The 18,160-nt window shown below is 71.5% G+C and carries 17 protein-coding genes; 1 reads left to right on the plus strand and 16 read right to left on the minus strand.

Going from position 1 to position 18,160, the window contains the following annotated elements; translation table 11 throughout:
* Positions 1-23: 23 nt before the first annotated feature.
* The 16 genes from ispG to ACWD0J_RS13830 form a co-directional block, all read right to left on the minus strand.
* Positions 24-1,181 carry a flavodoxin-dependent (E)-4-hydroxy-3-methylbut-2-enyl-diphosphate synthase gene (gene ispG, locus ACWD0J_RS13755; protein ID WP_451495973.1) on the minus strand — a complete coding sequence of 386 codons (1,158 nt, stop codon included), beginning with the start codon at positions 1,179-1,181 and terminating at the stop codon, positions 24-26.
* Between the two features lie 4 nt (positions 1,182-1,185).
* Complete coding sequence (hpnH, locus tag ACWD0J_RS13760; RefSeq protein WP_451495974.1) at positions 1,186-2,208, minus strand: adenosyl-hopene transferase HpnH; 1,023 nt, start codon at positions 2,206-2,208, stop codon at positions 1,186-1,188.
* A 5-nt stretch (positions 2,209-2,213) separates the two neighbouring features.
* On the minus strand, positions 2,214-2,855 hold the full coding sequence (locus ACWD0J_RS13765) for a phosphorylase family protein (RefSeq protein ID WP_451495975.1): 642 nt from the start codon (positions 2,853-2,855) through the stop codon (positions 2,214-2,216).
* Positions 2,855-4,846, minus strand: coding sequence for a squalene--hopene cyclase (gene shc / locus ACWD0J_RS13770; protein ID WP_451495976.1), 1,992 nt, complete (start codon positions 4,844-4,846; stop codon positions 2,855-2,857). The genes ACWD0J_RS13765 and shc overlap by 1 nt, the downstream gene beginning before the upstream one ends.
* 118 nt (positions 4,847-4,964) lie before the next feature.
* Positions 4,965-6,029: a polyprenyl synthetase family protein gene (locus ACWD0J_RS13775; RefSeq protein WP_451495995.1), complete on the minus strand. Its 1,065-nt coding sequence runs from the start codon at positions 6,027-6,029 to the stop codon at positions 4,965-4,967.
* Positions 6,030-6,100: 71 nt separating this feature from the next.
* Entirely contained in the window at positions 6,101-7,528 is a 1,428-nt protein-coding gene (hpnE, locus tag ACWD0J_RS13780) for a hydroxysqualene dehydroxylase HpnE (RefSeq protein WP_451495977.1), read from the minus strand.
* Positions 7,525-7,665 (minus strand): DUF6380 family protein, encoded by a 141-nt coding sequence (locus ACWD0J_RS13785; protein WP_451495978.1) that lies wholly within the window; start codon positions 7,663-7,665, stop codon positions 7,525-7,527. Before ACWD0J_RS13785 ends, hpnE begins: the two co-directional genes overlap by 4 nt.
* Positions 7,665-8,615 (minus strand): presqualene diphosphate synthase HpnD, encoded by a 951-nt coding sequence (hpnD, locus tag ACWD0J_RS13790; protein ID WP_451495979.1) that lies wholly within the window; start codon positions 8,613-8,615, stop codon positions 7,665-7,667. The genes ACWD0J_RS13785 and hpnD overlap by 1 nt, the downstream gene beginning before the upstream one ends.
* Positions 8,612-9,544, minus strand: coding sequence for a squalene synthase HpnC (gene hpnC, locus ACWD0J_RS13795; protein WP_451495980.1), 933 nt, complete (start codon positions 9,542-9,544; stop codon positions 8,612-8,614). The genes hpnD and hpnC overlap by 4 nt, the downstream gene beginning before the upstream one ends.
* A gap of 358 nt (positions 9,545-9,902) precedes the next feature.
* The gene (locus ACWD0J_RS13800) at positions 9,903-10,682 is read right to left on the minus strand and encodes an ABC transporter ATP-binding protein (RefSeq protein ID WP_451495981.1); all 780 of its coding nucleotides are present in this window, start codon (positions 10,680-10,682) and stop codon (positions 9,903-9,905) included.
* Positions 10,675-11,604, minus strand: coding sequence for an ABC transporter permease (locus ACWD0J_RS13805; protein WP_451495982.1), 930 nt, complete (start codon positions 11,602-11,604; stop codon positions 10,675-10,677). Before ACWD0J_RS13805 ends, ACWD0J_RS13800 begins: the two co-directional genes overlap by 8 nt.
* Before the next feature lie 113 nt (positions 11,605-11,717).
* Positions 11,718-12,590, minus strand: coding sequence for a glycosyltransferase family 2 protein (locus ACWD0J_RS13810; protein ID WP_451495983.1), 873 nt, complete (start codon positions 12,588-12,590; stop codon positions 11,718-11,720).
* Positions 12,591-12,595: 5 nt separating this feature from the next.
* Complete coding sequence (locus ACWD0J_RS13815; RefSeq protein ID WP_451495984.1) at positions 12,596-13,375, minus strand: CDP-alcohol phosphatidyltransferase family protein; 780 nt, start codon at positions 13,373-13,375, stop codon at positions 12,596-12,598.
* Positions 13,353-14,414, minus strand: a complete 1,062-nt coding sequence (locus ACWD0J_RS13820; RefSeq protein ID WP_451495985.1) for an iron-containing alcohol dehydrogenase family protein — start codon at positions 14,412-14,414, stop codon at positions 13,353-13,355. Before ACWD0J_RS13820 ends, ACWD0J_RS13815 begins: the two co-directional genes overlap by 23 nt.
* Entirely contained in the window at positions 14,402-15,154 is a 753-nt protein-coding gene (locus tag ACWD0J_RS13825; RefSeq protein WP_451495986.1) for a phosphocholine cytidylyltransferase family protein, read from the minus strand. Before ACWD0J_RS13825 ends, ACWD0J_RS13820 begins: the two co-directional genes overlap by 13 nt.
* A complete protein-coding gene (locus ACWD0J_RS13830) occupies positions 15,151-16,944 on the minus strand; it encodes a DUF5941 domain-containing protein (protein ID WP_451495987.1) in 1,794 nt (597 codons plus the stop codon). The genes ACWD0J_RS13825 and ACWD0J_RS13830 overlap by 4 nt, the downstream gene beginning before the upstream one ends.
* A gap of 289 nt (positions 16,945-17,233) precedes the next feature.
* On the opposite strand from ACWD0J_RS13830, the gene galE reads away from it, so the two are divergent.
* The coding region (gene galE / locus ACWD0J_RS13835) for a UDP-glucose 4-epimerase GalE (protein ID WP_451495988.1) at positions 17,234-18,160 on the plus strand (927 nt) is incomplete at its 3' end.

An 18,160-nucleotide genomic window follows, 5' to 3' on the forward strand; every position in this document is an offset into this window, starting at 1 on the left:
GGCCCCCTATCGGTCCGTGCTGTTCAGCTCACGGTGACGGCCGGCTCCCCCGAGGCGACGCCGTCCTGCTCCATCTGCTCGGCGATCTTCATCGCCTCTTCGATCAGGGTCTGAACGATCTTCGACTCGGGCACGGTCTTGATGATCCTGCCCTTCACGAAGATCTGCCCCTTGCCGTTGCCGGAGGCGACCCCGAGGTCGGCCTCCCGCGCCTCTCCCGGGCCGTTCACCACACATCCCATGACGGCCACGCGCAGCGGCACCTCCAGGCCCTCCAGGCCCGCCGTGACCTCGTCGGCCAGCTTGTAGACGTCGACCTGGGCCCGTCCGCAGGACGGGCACGAGACGATCTCCAGCCGCCGCTGCCTCAGGTTCAGCGACTCCAGGATCTGGATGCCGACCTTGACCTCCTCGGCGGGCGGGGCGGACAGCGACACCCGGATGGTGTCGCCGATGCCCCGTGACAGCAGCGCCCCGAAGGCGACCGCCGACTTGATCGTCCCCTGGAACGCGGGGCCGGCCTCGGTGACGCCCAGGTGCAGCGGGTAGTCGCACTGCTCGGCGAGCAGCGTGTAGGCGTTGACCATCACCACCGGGTCGTTGTGCTTCACCGAGATCTTGATGTCCCTCAGCCCGTGCTCCTCGAAGAGCGAGGCCTCCCACAGGGCCGACTCCACCAGCGCCTCGGGCGTGGCCTTGCCGTACTTCTGCAGCAGCCGCCGGTCCAGCGACCCGGCGTTGACCCCGATCCGGATCGGCGTGCCGTGGTCCTTCGCGGCCCGCGCGATCTCCTTCACCTTGTCGTCGAACTGCTTGATGTTGCCGGGATTGACGCGTACGGCCGCACAGCCGGCCTCGATGGCGGCGAACACGTACTTGGGCTGGAAGTGGATGTCGGCGATCACCGGGATCTGCGACTTGCGCGCGATGGTGGCGAGGGCGTCCGCGTCGTCCTGCGTGGGGCAGGCGACGCGGACGATCTGGCAGCCGGACGCGGTGAGTTCGGCGATCTGCTGGAGGGTCGCGCCGATGTCGGACGTACGGGTCGTCGTCATCGACTGCACCGACACCGGGGCCCCGCCCCCGACCGCCACCGGCCCGACCTGGATCCGCCGCGACACACGCCGCTCGGCGATCGGCCGGACCGGTACCTCGGGAACGCCCAGGGAGACGGCGGTCACGCCGTCACTCGCGGTTTCCGGAGACCGTCTCGCGCATCGCGCGCAGCGACTCCTTGAGGGATCCCATGGTGGCGAGGACGGCGGTGGGCTCGTAGCCGCAGTGCGCCATGCAATTGGCGCAGCGCGGGTCCTTGCCGCGGCCGTACTTGTCCCAGTCGGTGTCCTCGACGAGTTCGCGGTACGTCGGGACGTAGCCGTCGCTCATCAGGTAGCAGGGGCGCTGCCAGCCGAAGAGCGAGTAGTTCGGGATCGCCCAGGCCGTGCACGGGAAGTCGACCTTGCCCTCCAGGAAGTCCAGGAAGAGCGGGGAGTGGTTGAGCCGCCAGCGGCGCCGGTTGCCGCCCGCGAAGGCCTTCTTGAACAGCTCGCGGGTCTGCTCCACGCCCAGGAAGTGCTCCTGGTCGGGCGCCTTCTCGTAGGCGTAGGCGGGCGAGATCATCATCTCGTCGACCTTGAGGTCGTCGTTGAGGAAGTCGAGCACCTCGATGATGGTCTGCGGGGTGTCCGTGTTGAAGAAGGTCGAGTTGGTGGTGACCCGGAAGCCGCGCTTCTTGGCCTCCTTGATCGCCTCCACGGCCTCGTCGAACACGCCCTCCTTCGCCACCGACTCGTCGTGCCGCTCCCGCAGCCCGTCGATGTGCACGGCGAAGGCGAAGTAGGGAGAGGGCGTGAACTTGTCCATCTTCTTGCGCAGCAGCATGGCGTTGGTGCACAGGAAGACGTACTTCCTCTTCGCCACCAACTGCCGCACGATCTCGTCGATCTGAGGATGCATCAGCGGCTCACCACCGGCGATGGACACCATCGGCGCACCGGATTCGAGCACCGCCCCGACGGCCTGGGCCACCGGCATGCGCTGCTTGAGCACCCCCGCCGGGTGCTGGATCTTGCCGCAGCCCTCGCACGCGAGGTTGCAGGCGTAGAGGGGCTCGAGCTCCACGATGAGCGGGAACTTGTCCCGCTTGCGGAGCTTCTGTTCGACCAAGTATGTAGCGACCTTGATGGATTGGCGCAGCGGCATGGCCATCTGGCTCACCTCCTGGGGAGCAGCAAGGAACGGTGCCATTCATAGAAAGCGGGGAGGACGGAACGAAGGACGCGGAAAGCCGATATTCCGCCGCGCACCGTACCGATCCGGACAAGTTCATGTTCTGGAGCGTCCACGACCACCCGGACGGCCGCAACCGGGCGCGCGCCCGTGCGCACGGCGCTCAGAAGCGTGGCCGCGGACTCCATGTCGACCGCGACAGCGCCGGTCGCGAGCAGAGCCGGCCGTTCGTTCCCGCGGACGACGTGATCGGAACCGGTGAGCGGCCCGGTGTGGACGGTGCGCCCGGGCAGGGTCCGGACCAGCTCCTTGACCAGCAGGTCGGTCCCGACGCACGGCACGGCGCCGCGCGGGTCCCGGGTCTCCTCGGCGACGACCAGGTCCCCGGGGTGCATGCCGGGGGCGAGCCCCGCGCAGAAGCCCGTGGCGAGCACGGCGGCCCCGTCGAGCGCCGGATCGGCCAGCACCCGGGTGACCGAGCGCTCGGCCGCCCGGGGCCCCATCCCCGTCCGCAGGACGGTGACCGGCCCGTCGGCGCCGCCGCGGTCGCCGCTGCGCAGGGCGAGGTGCTCGATGCCGAGCGCGCAGGCGATCAGCAGCGGAGCCGGAGCGGGCTGGGTGCCCATCAACCCCCCTCGGCCCCGGAGAACGGCTCGCCGTGGACGTACCGGCCCAGTGCGGTGAGCGGGAACACCTGCCGGTAGAGGTGGTAGTTGATCGAGAAGTCCCACGGGAAACCGGTGCCGGTGAAGTAGGGCTCGTCCCAGGAACCGTCCTCGCGCTGGGTGCGCGCGAGCCACTCGATGCCGCGCTCGACGGCCTTGGAGTCCTTCTCCCCCGCCGCCAGCAGGGCCATCAGCGCCCACCCGGTCTGGGAGGGGGTGGAGGCGCCCCGTCCGCTCCACTTCCTGACGTCCCGGTACGAGCGCAGGTCCTCGCCCCAGCCGCCGTCGTCGTTCTGCACGGACTCCAGCCAGGCCACGGCCCGCCGGATCGCCGGGTGCGAGGCGGGCAGTCCGGCCGCGGTCAGCGCCGGAACCACCGACCCGGTGCCGTAGATGTAGTTGACGCCCCAGCGCCCGAACCACGAGCCGTCCGGCTCCTGTTCGGCGAGCAGCCACTCGATGCCGCGCCGGGTGCGCGGATCGTGCGCGAGCCCCTCGACGGCCAGCATCTCCACGACGTGCGCGGTGACATCGGCGGACGGCGGGTCGATGACCTCGCCGAAGTCACAGAACGGCAGCCGGTTGGGGAACGGGCTGGTGTTGTCGGCGTCGAAGGCGCCCCACGCGCCGTTCTTCGACTGCATCCCGAGGTTCCAGCGCACCCCGCGCCCGATCGCGCTCTCCACTCGCTCCGGGTCGTGGTGCCTGACCCGGCGCAGTGCGAGGACGACCTCGGCGGTGTCGTCGATGTCCGGGTAGTTGTCGTTGTGGAACTCGAACGCCCAGCCGCCGGGCGGCAGTCCGGGCCTGCGCACGGACCAGTCCCCGGGCCGTACGACCTGTTCGCCGAGCATCCAGTCGGCGGCCTTGACCAGTTGGGGGTGGTCGGCGGGCACCCCCGCGTCGGCGAGCGCGATCGTCGCGAGGCAGGTGTCCCAGACCGGTGACTGGCAGGCCTCGATCATCCGGGCCCCGTCCTCGCGCCACACGGCGAAGCGGTCCAGCGACTCCAGCCCCGCGCGCATGACCGGGTGTTCGAGGTCGTAGCCGAGCAGGTGCAGGGCGATGACCGAGTACACGGCCGGCGGCTGGATACCGCCCCAGCAGCCGTCGTTCTCCTGCCGCTCGACGATCCAGCGGGCGGCGCTGTTCATCGCGGCCCTGCGCAGCCGGCGCGGCGCGACCTTGCGCAGCCCGTGCAGGACTTTGTCCAGCCGCTGGAAGGCGCCGTCCCAACTCGCCACCGGCGCCGGCGGCTTGGGCGGGTTCGGCCGGCCGGGATCGGTGTGCAGCTCGTCGAGCGGGAAGGGCGCGGGCCGCACCGGACGCTTCGCGGAGACGATCGTCAGCGGGACGATGGTCTGCCGGGCCCAGCACCCGAAGTCGTAGATGTTGAGCGGTACCCAGGTGGGGAAGTAGATGAGCTCCGGCGGGAGTTCGGGCAGGTCCTCCCACTTCCACCAGCCGAACAGGGCCAGCCAGATCCGGGTGAAGACCCGGGCGGCGGCGATGCCGCCCTGCGCACGGATCCAGGCGGACGCCTTCGCCATGTGCGGCGCGTCCGGCGCGTCACCGGCCAGGCGCAGGGCGACGTACGCCTCGATGGTGGTGGAGAGTTCGCCGGGGCCGCCGTAGAAGCTCGCCCAGGTGCCGTCCTCGCGCTGCTCGCCGCGGACGAAGAGGGCGGCGGCCCGTGTCGTGGCCTCGTCGCGGATGCCGAGGAACTGCCGCAGCAGCAGGTCCTCGGCGTCCATCGTGACGTTGGTCTCGAGGTCGCCCTTCCACCAGCCTTCGGCGTCCTGCCGGGACAGCAGGTGGTCGGTGGCGCGTTGCACGGCGCGAACGGCGGCGTCGCGCACCCCGGGCACCACGGGGGTGTTGATGTCGGTTTCGCTGGCCGCGGCAGCGCGGGGCGGCAGGGCCCCGGTGCTTCCGTCGGTCGTCGCTGTCATGGCTTCCCCTTCGTGCAGTGAGCAATGGGTGCGTCTGCTGTGGGTCCGCCGTCGGCCGGTGCGCGTGTTCCCGCGACACCGGCCGGCGACTACGCGAGGGCTATTCGACCGATAGTGATCATCTCTTTCGTACGACGACGAAGTCGGCGAGCGCCGTGAACCGCGCCCGTACCTGGTCGGGCATGTCGACGGCGTCCAGGGCTTCGATGGCGACGGTGTGCTGACGGCGGGCCTCTTCGGCCGTCCACTCCCGGCCGCCCGCCTCCTCGATGAGGGCGGCGCGAGACGCGAACTCCTCCTCGGAGAAGGTCTCGAAGTCGCTGCTCTTGGCGTCGGCGGCGAGGATCTCGCCGAGCCGCTCGGAGGCGGCACCGCTCGCCGCGAGCGCGGCCACGACCGGCAGGGACTTCTTGCGCTGGCGCAGATCGCTCCAGGTCTGCTTGCCGGTCGACTCCGGGTCGCCCCAGATGCCGAGGAGGTCGTCGACCGCCTGGAAGGCCAGACCCAGGTGGTAGCCGTACTTCTCCAGGGTGTCGGCGGTGCGGTCGTCCGCGCCGCCGAGCACCGCGCCGATGGAGCTGGCGCAGGCGAGCAGGGCGCCGGTCTTGTTGCCCTCCATCTCCAGGCACTCCTCGACGCTGACCCGGTCGCGGTGCTCGTAGGCCATGTCCTGCGCCTGGCCGTCGATCAGCGCGCGGGTCGCGGTGGTCAGGCGGCGGGTGGCGCGGCCGGCCTCGACCGTGCCCAGCTCCAGGAGGACCTCGTTGGCGAGGGCGAACAGGGCGTCACCGACCAGGATGGCCTGGGCGGGGCCGTGCACCTTCCAGACGGTGTCGCGGTGCCGGCGCTGTTCGTCGCCGTCCATCAGGTCGTCGTGCAGCAGCGAGAAGTTGTGGACCAGTTCGACGGCGACCGCGCCGGGAACGCCCACCTCGGGCGCGGCGCCGGTGACCTCGGCCGAGAGCACCGCGAGGGCGGGCCGTACGGCCTTGCCGCCGTCGCCGTCCGCGGGGTTGCCCTGGGCGTCGATCCAGCCGAAGTGGTAGGCGGCGACCGTGTCCATGGGGGGTGCCAGGCGGTCCACGGCGGTCCGCAGCACCGGTGTGGCCAGGGTCCGGCCGCGCTCCAGGAGCGCGGTCACGTCCACCGCGGTCCTCCGAGCGGCCGTCGAGGCCGGGGGCACAGTGGGCACAGTCTCTCCTCTTGTTGCGGTACCGAAGGTGCGGGGGCCCGCCGTGCCGTGCTGACCTGGCATCAGGCCGCCTCCTCGAACGCGAAGAGGTGGCGGGGACGGGGCCGGCCGAGGGCGCCGAGGGCGGCGTCGGCCGCGCTCACTCCGCTGCGGACCGCACTCTCCATGGTGGCGGGCCACCCTGTGGCGGTCCACGCTCCGGCCAGGTACAGGCCGGGGGCCTTGGTGCGGGCGCCGGGCCGCAGGCGCCCGACGCCGGGGGTGGGCGCGAACGTCGCGGTCCGTTCCCGGGTCACGAAGAAGTCCTTCACCTCGGCACCCCGGGTGCGCGGCAGCAGCCGTTCCAGCTCGGGCAGATAGCGCTCGCGCAGCACGGCGACGGGCTCGTCGATCTCGTCCCGCGCCGCCGACTGGGACAGGGCCAGGTACTGCCCCTGGTGCAGCCCGGAGGCCTCGGTGCGGTCGAACACCCACTGCACCGGGGTGCCGAGGGCCGCGAAGAACGGCGTACCGAGCACCGTGCGGTCGTAGACGACGTGGACGTTGAGGATCGGCGCGGTGCCGATCTCCAGCAGCCGCTCCGGCGCGTCGAGCGCGCCCGCGGGCAACAGGTCGTGCGCCTCGCGCTGCGGTACGGCGAGCACGACCGCGTCCGCGGTGAGCGTCTCGCCGGGAACCCGCACGCTCCAACGTCCGTTGTCCTCAGGGGAGATGGAGGTGACGCGTGTCCGGACCTCGGTACGCACGCCCGCGGAGTCGAGCGCCTTGCGGGCCAGCCGGTCATGCAGCTCGCCCAGCGGGACGCGCGCCCATCCGATGTCGGCCGCACCCGGGTCGGACAGCAGACCGGTCTTGAACACCATCGCGGCGAGCCCGAGCGAGCACTCGCCCGCGACCGCGTTGAGGGTGGCGACCCCGACCAGGTCCCACAGTGCCTCGACGGCACGCGCCGACTGACCGTGCGCGGTCAGCCAGGCGCCGAAGCTCTGCGTGTCCAGGTCCGGATCGGCGAGGTCGAGCCCCTTGAGCGCGAGCGCGGCACGCCCCACCCCGGCCCGCTCGGCGAGCGAGAGATGCGGGTACGTGGCCAGGCTGCGCCCCAGATGCAGGGGCACCGGCAGGGCGTCGCGCCGCAGCCTGCCCAGCCGCCGTCCCTCGGGCCGGTCGGCGTCGAGCACGGGCACGTCGAGACGGTCCTGCAGCGGAGCCAGCGCCGCGCCCTCGATCCGGTCGAGGAACCAGCGGTAGGCGGTGCAGCAGCGCAGGTACACATGCTGTCCGTTGTCGACGGTCAGTGCGTCGCGCTGGAAGGAGAAGGCGAGTCCGCCCAGGCGCGGCCGGCCTTCGAGCAACGTCACCCGGACCCCGGCGTCGGCGAGCGCGAGCGCGGCGGTGACGCCGGCGAGCCCACCGCCGATCACGACGGCGTCGGTGCCCGAGTGGTCCGGCGTCCGCGCGAGCGGCTCGTCGAACCGTGTGCCGTCGGTCATCGCGCGTCCTCCCCTGCCCGGCCGCCGTGGAGGTTGAACGGTGCACGACGGGCCGTCGCAGTCTGGGACGCCGTCCCCGGGCGGAGGGTTGCGTGCCGCTTTTCGCCGGTGGCGTCGCCCTGGACCGGATTGTCCATCAGGCGCGCCTCCTGACGGTCCTGCGGGTCACGTGCCGGGCGTCCAGGCCGGACAGGCCGCGCACGGCGACGTACGCCTTCTCCCGCCCGGGCAGCGAGACCCGGCCGCGCAGCACGGCCTCCGGGTCGCGTTCGATGCGGTCCAGGAGGCGGCGGTAGATGCCGGCCATGGCGGCGACACAGGCACCGCTGCGCCGGTCGAGCATCGGGAGCAGCCGGTAGCCCTCGGCGAAAAGGGCGCGGGCCCGTCGCACTTCGAAGTGCACGAGGCCCGCGAAGTCGGCGCCCTCCGGTGGTTTCGGCCCTTTGAAGCCGGCCGAGCAGCCGAACTTCGCGAGGTCGTCGGCGGGCAGATAGGTCCGCCCGCCCTCGGCGTCCTCACGGACGTCCCTGAGGATGTTGGTGAGCTGGAGCGCGAGCCCGAGCGTGTCGGCGTACTCCGGCGCCCGTTCGGCGCCACGCGCTCCCGGTTCCGTGCCGAACACGCCGAGCGAGAGCCGCCCGATGGCGCCCGCCACACAGCGGCAGTACACCTTCAGGTCGTCCCAGGTCTCGTACCTCTCGCCGCGCACGTCCATCTGCACGCCGTCGATGAGTTCGTCCAGACCGCCGAGCGGGATCGGGAAGGTCTCGGCGGCGTGCGCGAGGGCGACCGCGACGGGGTCGGTGTCGTCCTCGGTGACCAGACCGTCGCGCACCCGGGCCAGCATCGCCCGGGTGTCGTCGAGCCGCGCGCTCTTCACCTCGCCGGCCAGCGCGCCGTCGCCGATGTCGTCGACGCGCCGGGAGAACGCGTACAGCGCCGACATCGCGCGACGCTTGGGCGTCGGCAGCAGTCTGATGCCGTACGCGAAGTTACGGGCCTGCTGCCCGGTGACGGCCTCGCAGTAGCTGTAGGCGGCGAGTACCGGTGCGGACGCGTGTGGTTCCGACTCCACGGCCCGGATCACCCCTCTCCTCGCAGAGCGACGCCCACCTCGCGCAGCAACCGGAGCGTGCCGGGCTTGGGTGGGCCGGGAAGTACGTCGTGATCGGCGGCGGCGATCGCGTGGAGGGCCGCCCTTCCCCCCGCCACGAACCCTGCGAGCAGCAGCTTCAGCCTGCCGTGGACGCTACCCACGAGAGGGGCGCCTTCATTCAGGAGGTCGCGGGCGCGTTGCGCCTCGTACGCGACCAGGGCGCGCACCGATGCGCCCCCGGTCGCCGCGGCGAGATCCGCCTCCTGGACGTGAAAGCGCTTCATGTCCGCGGCGGGCAGGTAGACGCGGTCGCGGCCGAGGTCCTCGGCGACGTCCTGGAGGTGTTCGACGATCTGCAGGGCCGTGCAGATCTCGTCGGAGCGGCGGATCCGTTCGGGGGTCGCGGTGCCGGTGACGGCGAGCACGAGGCGGCCGACGGGGTTCGCGGACAGTTCGCAGTACGCGAGAAGGTCGTCGTAGGTCTCGTAGCGCGTGACGAGCTGGTCCTGGCGGTTGGCGGCGATCAGGCCGAGGAAGGGCTCGGGGGTGAGTCCGCGGCGGCGGACGGTCGGCTGGAGGCGGCGCAGCAGCGGGTGGCGCGGGGTCGCGTCGAAGACCCGGTGGAGGTCGGCCTCGAAGGCGTCCAGCAGCGCCGTCCGGTCCTCGGCGTCCGCGGGCGACACGCCGAGCAGACGGGCGTCGGTGCCGCCGGGGGCGAGGTCGCCGTCGCCGATGTCGTCGACGAGACGGGCGAAGCCGTAGACGGCCATCAGGTCGGTGCGCCAGGCCCTGGGCAGGAAGAACGGGGCGACGGGGAAGTTCTCCGCCGCTGCCTTGTCGAGCGTGTCGCGCTCCGCCTGGCCGGGACGCGCCGGGCCGGACGCCCTCACCACGGGCTGCCCGGAACGCGGACGGCACATGATGTGTGGAGCTGGGGAGTTTCCGTAGCCATTGCCGTCACATCTCCCGTTCTACACCGCCGACCCAACGCACACTATTTCGGACACGCCGCCCGGCCGTCCGCACGGCGGGGCGGACCGCGGGGTGTCGCGCATTATCGCCCCACTTGCCGTGATTCGGGACCGGTACAGCTTACGTTGTACAACGCGTCGCCGGTCACTGGGGTGTCCTGCACATCACAACAACACACCGATTGGCTCCAAGCTTCCTGAACGGAGCCGAAGTTGACGTTTCCTTTGCGGACGCGGAGCCCCGCCGGAGCAGTTCTGGCGGGGCTCCGCGAAGCGGGGCGCTCTCTTTCGCCCGGGTCCGGGTGGACTACTTGCCCGTGAACTTCTCGTACTCCTTGATGACCTCGTCGGTCGGGCCGTCCATGCGCAGTTCGCCGCGTTCCAGCCAGAGCACACGGTTGCAGGTGTCACGGATCGACTTGTTGTTGTGACTGACGAGGAACACCGTGCCGGCCTCCTTGCGCAGTTCGCGGATGCGTTCCTCGGAACGCTTCTGGAACTTGCGGTCACCGGTGGCGAGGGCCTCGTCGATCATGAGGACGTCGTGGTCCTTGGCGGCGGCGATGGAGAAGCGCAGCCGGGCCGCCATGCCGGAGGAGTAGGTGCGCATCGGGAGGGTGATGAAGTCGCCCTTCTCGTTGATGCCGGAGAAGTCGACGATGTCCTGGTAGCGCTCCCGGATCTGCTCACGGGTCATCCCCATGGCGAGCCCGCCCAATATGACGTTCCGCTCGCCGGTGAGGTCGTTCATCAGGGCCGCGTTGACGCCGAGCAGGGAGGGCTGGCCGTCGGTGTAGACCTTGCCCCGCTCGGCCGGGAGGAGGCCCGCGATGGCGCGCAGCAGGGTCGACTTGCCGGATCCGTTGGAGCCGATCAGGCCGATGGCCTCGCCGCGATAGGCGACGAAGGAGACGCCCTTGACGGCGTGCACCTTGCGCACGCCCCGCTCCTCGCCGCGCTTGAGTATGCGGCTGAGCGCGGCGGTGGCGCTGCCCTTGCCGGCCTTGGCGCCGTTGACGCGGTAGACGATGTGCAGTTCGTCCGCGATGACGGTGGGGATGTGCCCGTCGTTCCTGGTCTCAGCCACGGCCGTACCTCTCCTCCGCCTTCCAGAAGTACACGAAGCCGCCGGCCGCGAAGAGCAGCGCCCAGCCGAGGGCGGCCGCCCACACGTGGTCGGGCAGGTTCTCCGGGCCGTAGCCGTCGATGAGGGCGAAGCGCATGAGGTCCATGTAGATGGCGGCCGGGTTCCACTGCAGGACCGTGGCGATCCAGGCCGGCTTGTCCTCCAGCATGATCGGGATGGAGAACATCACGCCCGAGGCGTACATCCAGGTGCGCATCACGAACGGCATCAGCTGGGCCAGGTCCGGCGTCTTGGCGCCGGCCCGGGCCACGATCAGCGCGAGGCCCGTGTTGAAGAGGAACTGCAGGGCCAGCGCCGGGACGATCAGCAGCCAGGACAGGTCCGGGTAGCTGCCGAAGGCGACGGCCACGGCGAACAGCACGATCATCGAGAACAGCAGCTGCTGGAGCTGCTGGAGCGCGAAGGAGACCGGCAGCGAGGCGCGCGGGAAGTGCAGCGCGCGCACCAGGCCGAGGTTGCCGGAGATCGCGCGCACGCCCGCCATGACCGAGCTCTGCGTGAAGGTGAACACGAACACGCCGGTGACCAGGAACGGGATGTACACGTCCTTCGTCATGCCGCGGCCGGCGTTCAGGATCACGCCGAAGATGAAGAAGTACACGGCCGCGTTCAGCAGCGGGGTGGCCACCTGCCACAGCTGGCCGAGCTTGGCCTGGCTGTACTGGGCGGTCAGCTTCGCCCGTGAGAAAGCGAGGATGAAGTGACGCCGGTCCCAGAGCTGGCGGACGTACTCGACAAGCGAGGGCCGGGCACCGCTCACGGTCAGCCCGTACTTGGCGGCGAGCTGCGCCGCCGTGAGGCCCTCGTCGGGCGGGACGGGCGCGCTCACCGCGACCGTGCCGTCGTGCGTTGTCTCACTCACTAGTGGAAACTTTCGTCTTCGAGATGCGCAGCCTGTGCGGGCATGGCATGAGACCCGGGCCCCGGTACGAGCCCGGGGCCCGTACGGCCCGGTTGCTGTCAGGAACGAGCTTGTCAGATGACGGGGGGCCGGCCCAGTCGAGTCAGCCGCCACACCGTACGCCACTTCATGGCCCGGCGCGGTCCGCACGGTGTGGCCCAGCCTTCCCGGAACCCGCCGAACCACGCCCGCAGCGCGGGCCGCGAGGGACGGCGCACCAGGGTGAGCAGCAGCCAGACGCCCAGGTAGACCGGGACCAGCGGGGCGGGCAGGTTGCGGCGGGCGAGCCAGACGCGGTTGCGGGCGACCATGCGGTGGTAGACCGCGTGCCGGGAGGGCGCGGTCGTCGGGTGGTACAGCACCATGTCGGACCGGTAGTCGATCATCCAGCCCGCGTCGAGGGCCCGCCATGCCAGGTCGGTTTCCTCGTGCGCGTAGAAGAATGCGTCCGGGAGGCCGCCGACTTCGGCGAAGACCTTCGTGCGGACGGCGTTGGCGCCGCCGAGGAAGGTGGTGACCCGGGAGGAGCGCATCGGGTCGGAGGCGCGCAGGCGCGGCACGTGGCGGCGCTGGGTGATCCCGGTCTCGGGGTCGGCGATGCGGAAGCTGATGATGCCGAGCTTCGGGTCGGCCTCGAAGGCCCGGCGGCACAGTTCGGCGGTGTCGTGGCCGGCGAGGAGGCCGTCGTCGTCGAGGAACAGCAGGATGTCGACGTCGCGGCCGGCGGGGCCGAAGGCCTCGATGCCGACGTTGCGGCCGCCGGGGATGCCGAGGTTCTCCGGGAGTTCGATGGTCCGGACGCCTTCGGGGACGTCCGGGACGGGCGAGCCGTTGCCGACGACGACCACCTCGACGCGGTCCCCGTCCTGCTTGGCGACCGAGTCGAGCAGGGCACGCAGTTCGTCGGGGCGGTTGCCCATGGTGATGATGACCGCGCCGACCTTCATGCCGCTCACCTCAGCCTGCTGGAGGCGAGGATGGACACCAGGTGCAGCAGGGTCTGCAGGAGCGCGATGCCGGCCAGCACCGCGACGCCGAGGCGGGAGAAGAACAGGTCGTCCCGTACCTGGTCGAGGACCGCCAGGACCAGGATCAGCAGGGACGCCTCGATGCCGAGCACCAGCCGGTGGAACTTCAGCGCGGCGGCGGCCCGGCGGGCGAGTGCCATGCCGGAGGAGCGCGGCTCGGCGGCCGACTCCTGGACCGGCGGCAGCCCGCCCTGGTGGCGGGCGACCCCGACGAGGTCGGTCTCGGCCTTGATCAGGATGGCGCCGAGGGCGGCCAGCGTGCCGAGGAAGGCCCACAGCCAGTCGACGCGCCCGGTGCCGGACAGGTCGGCGGCGCGCAGGCCGAAGCCGACGAGCACGGCGGCGTCGGTGAGGTAGGCGCCGACGCGGTCCAGGTAGACCCCGCCGAGCGAGAACTGCTGCCGCCAGCGGGCGATCTCGCCGTCGACGCAGTCGAGCAGCAGATAGAGCTGAACGCACACCACGCCGAGCACGGCCCCCCAGATCCCCGGCACCAGGAGTGCCGGGGCCGCGAGGACACCGAAGACGGTCATCAGATACGTGAGCTGGTTGGGCGTGACCCTGGTGTTGACCAGGTAGCGGTCGACCCGCAGGGACACCTCTCGCATGTAGAGGCGCCCCATCCAGTGCTCACCGCTGCGCCGGTCCTTCACCCCGGCGGGGTGGACGACCGGTCGTAGTTCAGCTACCGATGGCCTTGACATAGTCGGCGTAGATGTCCTTGATCTGGTCGGTCGTGAGGTCGAGGTGTTCGAGGATCGTGTAGCGGCCGGGGCGGGTCTGCGGGGCGAACTCCACGGCCCGGACGAACTCGTCCGTGGTGAAGCCGATCTCCTGCGGCAGCACCGGCAGCCCGTGCCGGCGCAGTACCCGGGCCATGTAGGCGGACTCCTCGTGGGCTCCGCGCAGGTACATGGCGAAGGCCGCGCCCAGTCCGCACTGCTCCCCGTGGGCGGCGGCCCGCTTGGGGAAGAGCAGGTCGAAGGCGTGGTTGATCTCGTGGCAGGCGCCGGAGGAGGGGCGGGAGTCGCCCGACACCGACATCGCGATACCGCTGAGGACGAGCGCCTCGGCGAGCACCTGGAGGAAGTCGGTGTCCCCTATGCCGCCGGGGTGCCGCAGGACCGCCTCGCCGGCCTGGCGGGCGATCGCGGCGGCGAGGCCGTCGATCTTCTCGCCCTTGACGCGGTGGGCGAGTTCCCAGTCGGCGATCGCGGAGATGTTGGAGATGGCGTCGCCGATGCCGGCGCGCACGAAGCGCGCCGGGGCCTCGCGGATGACGTCGAGGTCGATGACGACGGCGATCGGGTTCGGCACGCCGTACGAGCCGCGGCCGGCGTCGTTGTCGAGGGTGGCGACCGGCGAGCACAGGCCGTCGTGCGCGAGGTTCGTCGGGACGGCGACCAGCGGGAGACCGACGCGTGCCGCGGCGAACTTGGCGCAGTCGATGATTTTGCCGCCGCCCAGGCCCACGACCGCGTCGAAATGGCCGGCCTTTATGTCACCGGCCAGCCGGACCGCGTCGTCCAGGGTGCCGCCGCCGACCTCGTACCAGGTCGCGCCGGGCAGCGAGGGGGCGATGCGCTGCCGCAGCGTCGCGCCGGAGCCGCCGCTGACGGCGACGGCGAGCTTGCCGGAGTGCGAGATGCGCTCGTCCGCGAGTACGCAGCCCAGGTCGTCGAGGGCACCCGGGCGGATGTCGACGACGAGCGGGGAGGGGATGAGCCGGGTCAGTACTGGCACGCGATCTCCCGTCCACGGGCGAGATCGTCGTGGTTGTCGATCTCGACCCACTTGACGTCGCCGATCGGCGCCACGTCGATACGGAAGCCGCGGTTCACGAGCTCCTGGTAGCCGTGCTCGTAGAACTGCTGCGGGTCGGTCTCCCACACGGTCTTGAGCGCCTCGGCCAGTTCGGGGGCGGCGTCGCCCTCGATGAGGGTGACGCCGATGTACTCGCCGGTGGCCTCGGCCGGGTCCATCAGCTTGGTGATCTTCGTCATGCCCTTGGCGGGGTCGACGACGACCTTCATCTCCTCGTCCGCGAGGGACTTCACCGTGTCGAGGGCGAGGATGATCCTCTTGCCGTCGCCGCGGGCGGCGAGCAGCGTCTTCTCGACGGAGACCGGGTGGACGGTGTCGCCGTTGGCGAGGATCACGCCGTCCTTGAGAGCGTCACGGCCGCACCACAGGGAGTAGGCGTTGTTCCACTCCTCGGCCTTGTCGTTGTCGATGAGGGTGAGCTTGAGGCCGTACTTCCGCTCCAGGGCCGCCTTGCGCTCGTACACGGCCTCCTTGCGGTAGCCGACGATGATCGCGACCTCGGTCAGACCGATCTCGGCGAAGTTGCCGAGCGTGAGGTCCAGGACCGTGGGTTCGCCCTCTATGCCCGCGGGCCCCACCGGCACCAGCGCCTTGGGAAGGCTGTCGGTGTAGGGGCGCAGACGCCGTCCGGCGCCGGCCGCCAGCACGAGGCCGATCATGCGGGTTCTCCTTCATCGTGTACGGCGGGCGCCCCTGCGGACACCCAGAAGCGGATGCTCTCCAGGAGCACCACCAGGGCGACGGCCACGGCGAGGACCGTGAGCGCGACCTTGAACTGCGGGGCGGTGAGCGCCGCGGCGAGAACGGTGACGAGCAGCGTCCGCCCCTCGTGCCCCCCTATGACGCGCGCCAGCCAGGCCGGGGGCGCTCCGGCGTTGCCGCGGATGCGGTACACCGTGTCGTAGTGATGGTAGGCGACCGCCGCCACCAGCCCGAAAGCCGCAGGAAGAGCCCCGTTCACGTCCGCCTGGGCCGCCAGCACCAGGACGGTGCCGTACTCGGCGGCGCGGAAGAGCGGGGGAATCAGCCAGTCGAGGGCGCCCTTGAGCGGGCGGGACAGGGCGAGGCCGGAGGTGATCACGTGGACGACGGCACCCGCGACGGCGGCCCACGGCTCCCCGGAGAAGACCCCGGCGGCGAGGACGGCCACGCCCAGCACCGCCGACAGCACCTGCGCACCAGCGGGAACGCGCAGCCGCCCGGCGACGAGAGCGGCCGCCGGCCCGTTGTCCGCGAGGTCCGCCAGCGCCTGCGCCGCCCGGTCCGTCCGCTCGGCCTTGCGCGTCAGCGACCGCAGGACGCGCCCCGCCGTCGTGTAGGCCGCCGCGAACGCGCAGCCGATGAGCAGCACGTAGAAGGTGATGCGCGGGGTCGTGGCCGCCGTGAGCACCGCGATCATCGCCCAGCGCTCCCCGATCGGCAGGACGATCATCCGCCGGACCCACACCGTCCAGCCGACGCTGTCCAGCTTGTCCGAAAGGGCGGCGGTGGGGCTGGTGTTGGCGGTGGCGTCGTGGTTCGCCTCGTTGAAGGAGAAGTCGACGACGTGCCGGCAGGTCTGCAGGACCATCGCGCCGAGCGCGAGCGCCCACACGTCGTCACTGCCACCGCCGCGTGCGGCTCCGAGGGCGAGGCCCGCGTAGTAGGCGTACTCCTTGGCCCGGTCGAAGGTGGCGTCCAGCCAGGCGCCGAGGGTCGAGTACTGCAGGGAGTAGCGGGCGAGTTGGCCGTCGGTGCAGTCCAGGACGAACGAGGCGATCAGCAGGACGCCGGCCGCGACGAACCCGCCCCGGGTGCCGGTGGCCGCGCAGGCGGCCGCGATCAGCGCGGTGAGCAGGGAGGCGGTGGTGACCTGGTTCGGGGTCAGGCCCCGGCGGGCGCACCAGCGGGCGATGTAGCGGGAGTACGGGCTGACGCAGTAGGTGGTGAAGAAGCCGTCGCGGGCCTTCACGGCCGACTTCAGGCGGACGGCCTCGTCGTCGACGGCGGCGACGGCCTGCCGTGCCTCGTTGCGGGCCTGCGGGTCGGCGGGCACCTCGGCGACCAGGCTGCCCAGTGCGGGCCGGTGCACGGCGGTGCCGTCGGCGTCGAGGGCGGCGACGATGCGGTCGGCGAGGCTCTCCACGGCGAGGGCGGTACCGCCGCCCGCGGAGTTCTCGCGCGCCACCGCCCGGGTCAGGGCCTGGCGGCCGGCCGGCTGGGCGGTGACGGCGCCCGGGACCGCGGCGAGCGGGAAGCGCGGGTCGGTGAGGCCGAGCCGCAGCGCGTGGACGTGGCCCACGAATCGGCCGTCGACCAGGGCGACTCGCTGGTCACCGGGGATCCGGGCGAGGAGCGTCTCGGCGTCGGCGGCGTCGGAGGCGATCCGTACGTCGAAGCCGAGGGACCGCAGATCGCCTTCGATCGACGATCCGGGGACCGGCTGACCGGTGAGGATGGCGGTCGACAACCGAACTCACTCCCTGGGTGCCGACGCTCGGGCGCCGGTCATGTGCATGGTGGGGCGCCCCCCTTGGGCCTGGCTGACTGCACCAGGCGGGCGGCATGTCGGCAGAGGCTATCGGATACCCGGAAGGCCCCGTTCACCGCCCGTTCACGGGCCGATCGACACGGTCTTCCCCGGCCTTTGCCGCGATCATCATCGGGGATCGCGGGCCCCGCCCACAAACGTGCCCTCCCAGACCGGACATCCAGGACATCACACGGGACTTCGGAACCTCGGCATAGGGTGGGCGACCATGACGTGGCTGATCACCGGCGGTGCCGGATACATCGGGGCCCATGTGGCGCGGGCCATGACCGACGCCGGCGAGCGCGTCCTCGCCCTGGACGACCTGTCGGCCGGGGTGCCCGCGCGGCTCCCGGCGGGCGTACCGCTCGTGCGGGGGTCCTCGCTGGACGCGGATCTGCTGAAGCGGGTGTGCGCGGAGCACGCGGTGACGGGCGTGGTGCATCTCGCCGCGCGCAAGCAGGTCGCCGAGTCCGTGGCGCGGCCGACGCACTACTACCGGGAGAACGTGGGCGGTCTCGCCACGCTCCTGGAGGCGGTCGCGGAGGCCGGGATCACCCGCTTCGTCTTCTCCTCCTCCGCCGCGGTCTACGGCGACCCCGGCGTGGACCTGATCACGGAGGACACCCCGTGCGCCCCGGTGAACCCGTACGGCGAGACCAAGCTGGCCGGGGAGTGGCTGGTGCGGGCGGCAGGCCGGGCGCACGGGATCTCCACCGTGTGCCTGCGCTACTTCAACGTCGCCGGTGCCGCCGCGCCGGAGCTGGCGGACACGGGTGTCTTCAACATCGTCCCCATGGTGTTCGACCGGCTCACCCGCGACGAGGCCCCGCGGATCTTCGGCGACGACTATCCGACGCCGGACGGCACGTGCGTCCGTGACTACATCCACGTCGCGGACCTGGCCGAGGCCCACCTCGCGGCGGCCCGGCGGCTGACCGGGAACGGCGTCGAGGGAGATCTGACGGTCAACATCGGTCGCGGCGAGGGCGTCTCCGTCCGCGAACTGATCACGGTGATCGGCGAGGTGAGCGGCGACCGGCGCCCGCCCGTCGTCGAGGGCCGGCCGCGACCGCGAGCGCGACATGCAGCGCGAAGGCGGCGGCGACGCCGGCGAAGACGTACGAGGCGCGGTAGCGGGTGCCGAGGACGAGCC

It is taken from the genome of Streptomyces sp. NPDC003011 (genome assembly GCF_053591515.1).

What these genes read in the sequence shown, in the direction of transcription:
- hpnH (WP_451495974.1), bottom strand. Translation starts at nt 2,208, where the DNA reads ATGGCCATGCCGCTGCGCCAATCCATCAAGGTCGCTACATACTTGGTC.
- ACWD0J_RS13765 (WP_451495975.1), bottom strand. Translation starts at nt 2,855, where the DNA reads ATGGGCACCCAGCCCGCTCCGGCTCCGCTGCTGATCGCCTGCGCGCTC.
- shc (WP_451495976.1), bottom strand. Translation starts at nt 4,846, where the DNA reads ATGACAGCGACGACCGACGGAAGCACCGGGGCCCTGCCGCCCCGCGCT.
- hpnE (WP_451495977.1), bottom strand. Translation starts at nt 7,528, where the DNA reads ATGACCGACGGCACACGGTTCGACGAGCCGCTCGCGCGGACGCCGGAC.
- ACWD0J_RS13785 (WP_451495978.1), bottom strand. Translation starts at nt 7,665, where the DNA reads ATGGACAATCCGGTCCAGGGCGACGCCACCGGCGAAAAGCGGCACGCA.
- hpnC (WP_451495980.1), bottom strand. Translation starts at nt 9,544, where the DNA reads ATGTGCCGTCCGCGTTCCGGGCAGCCCGTGGTGAGGGCGTCCGGCCCG.
- ACWD0J_RS13810 (WP_451495983.1), bottom strand. Translation starts at nt 12,590, where the DNA reads ATGAAGGTCGGCGCGGTCATCATCACCATGGGCAACCGCCCCGACGAA.
- ACWD0J_RS13815 (WP_451495984.1), bottom strand. Translation starts at nt 13,375, where the DNA reads ATGTCAAGGCCATCGGTAGCTGAACTACGACCGGTCGTCCACCCCGCC.
- ACWD0J_RS13825 (WP_451495986.1), bottom strand. Translation starts at nt 15,154, where the DNA reads ATGATCGGCCTCGTGCTGGCGGCCGGCGCCGGACGGCGTCTGCGCCCC.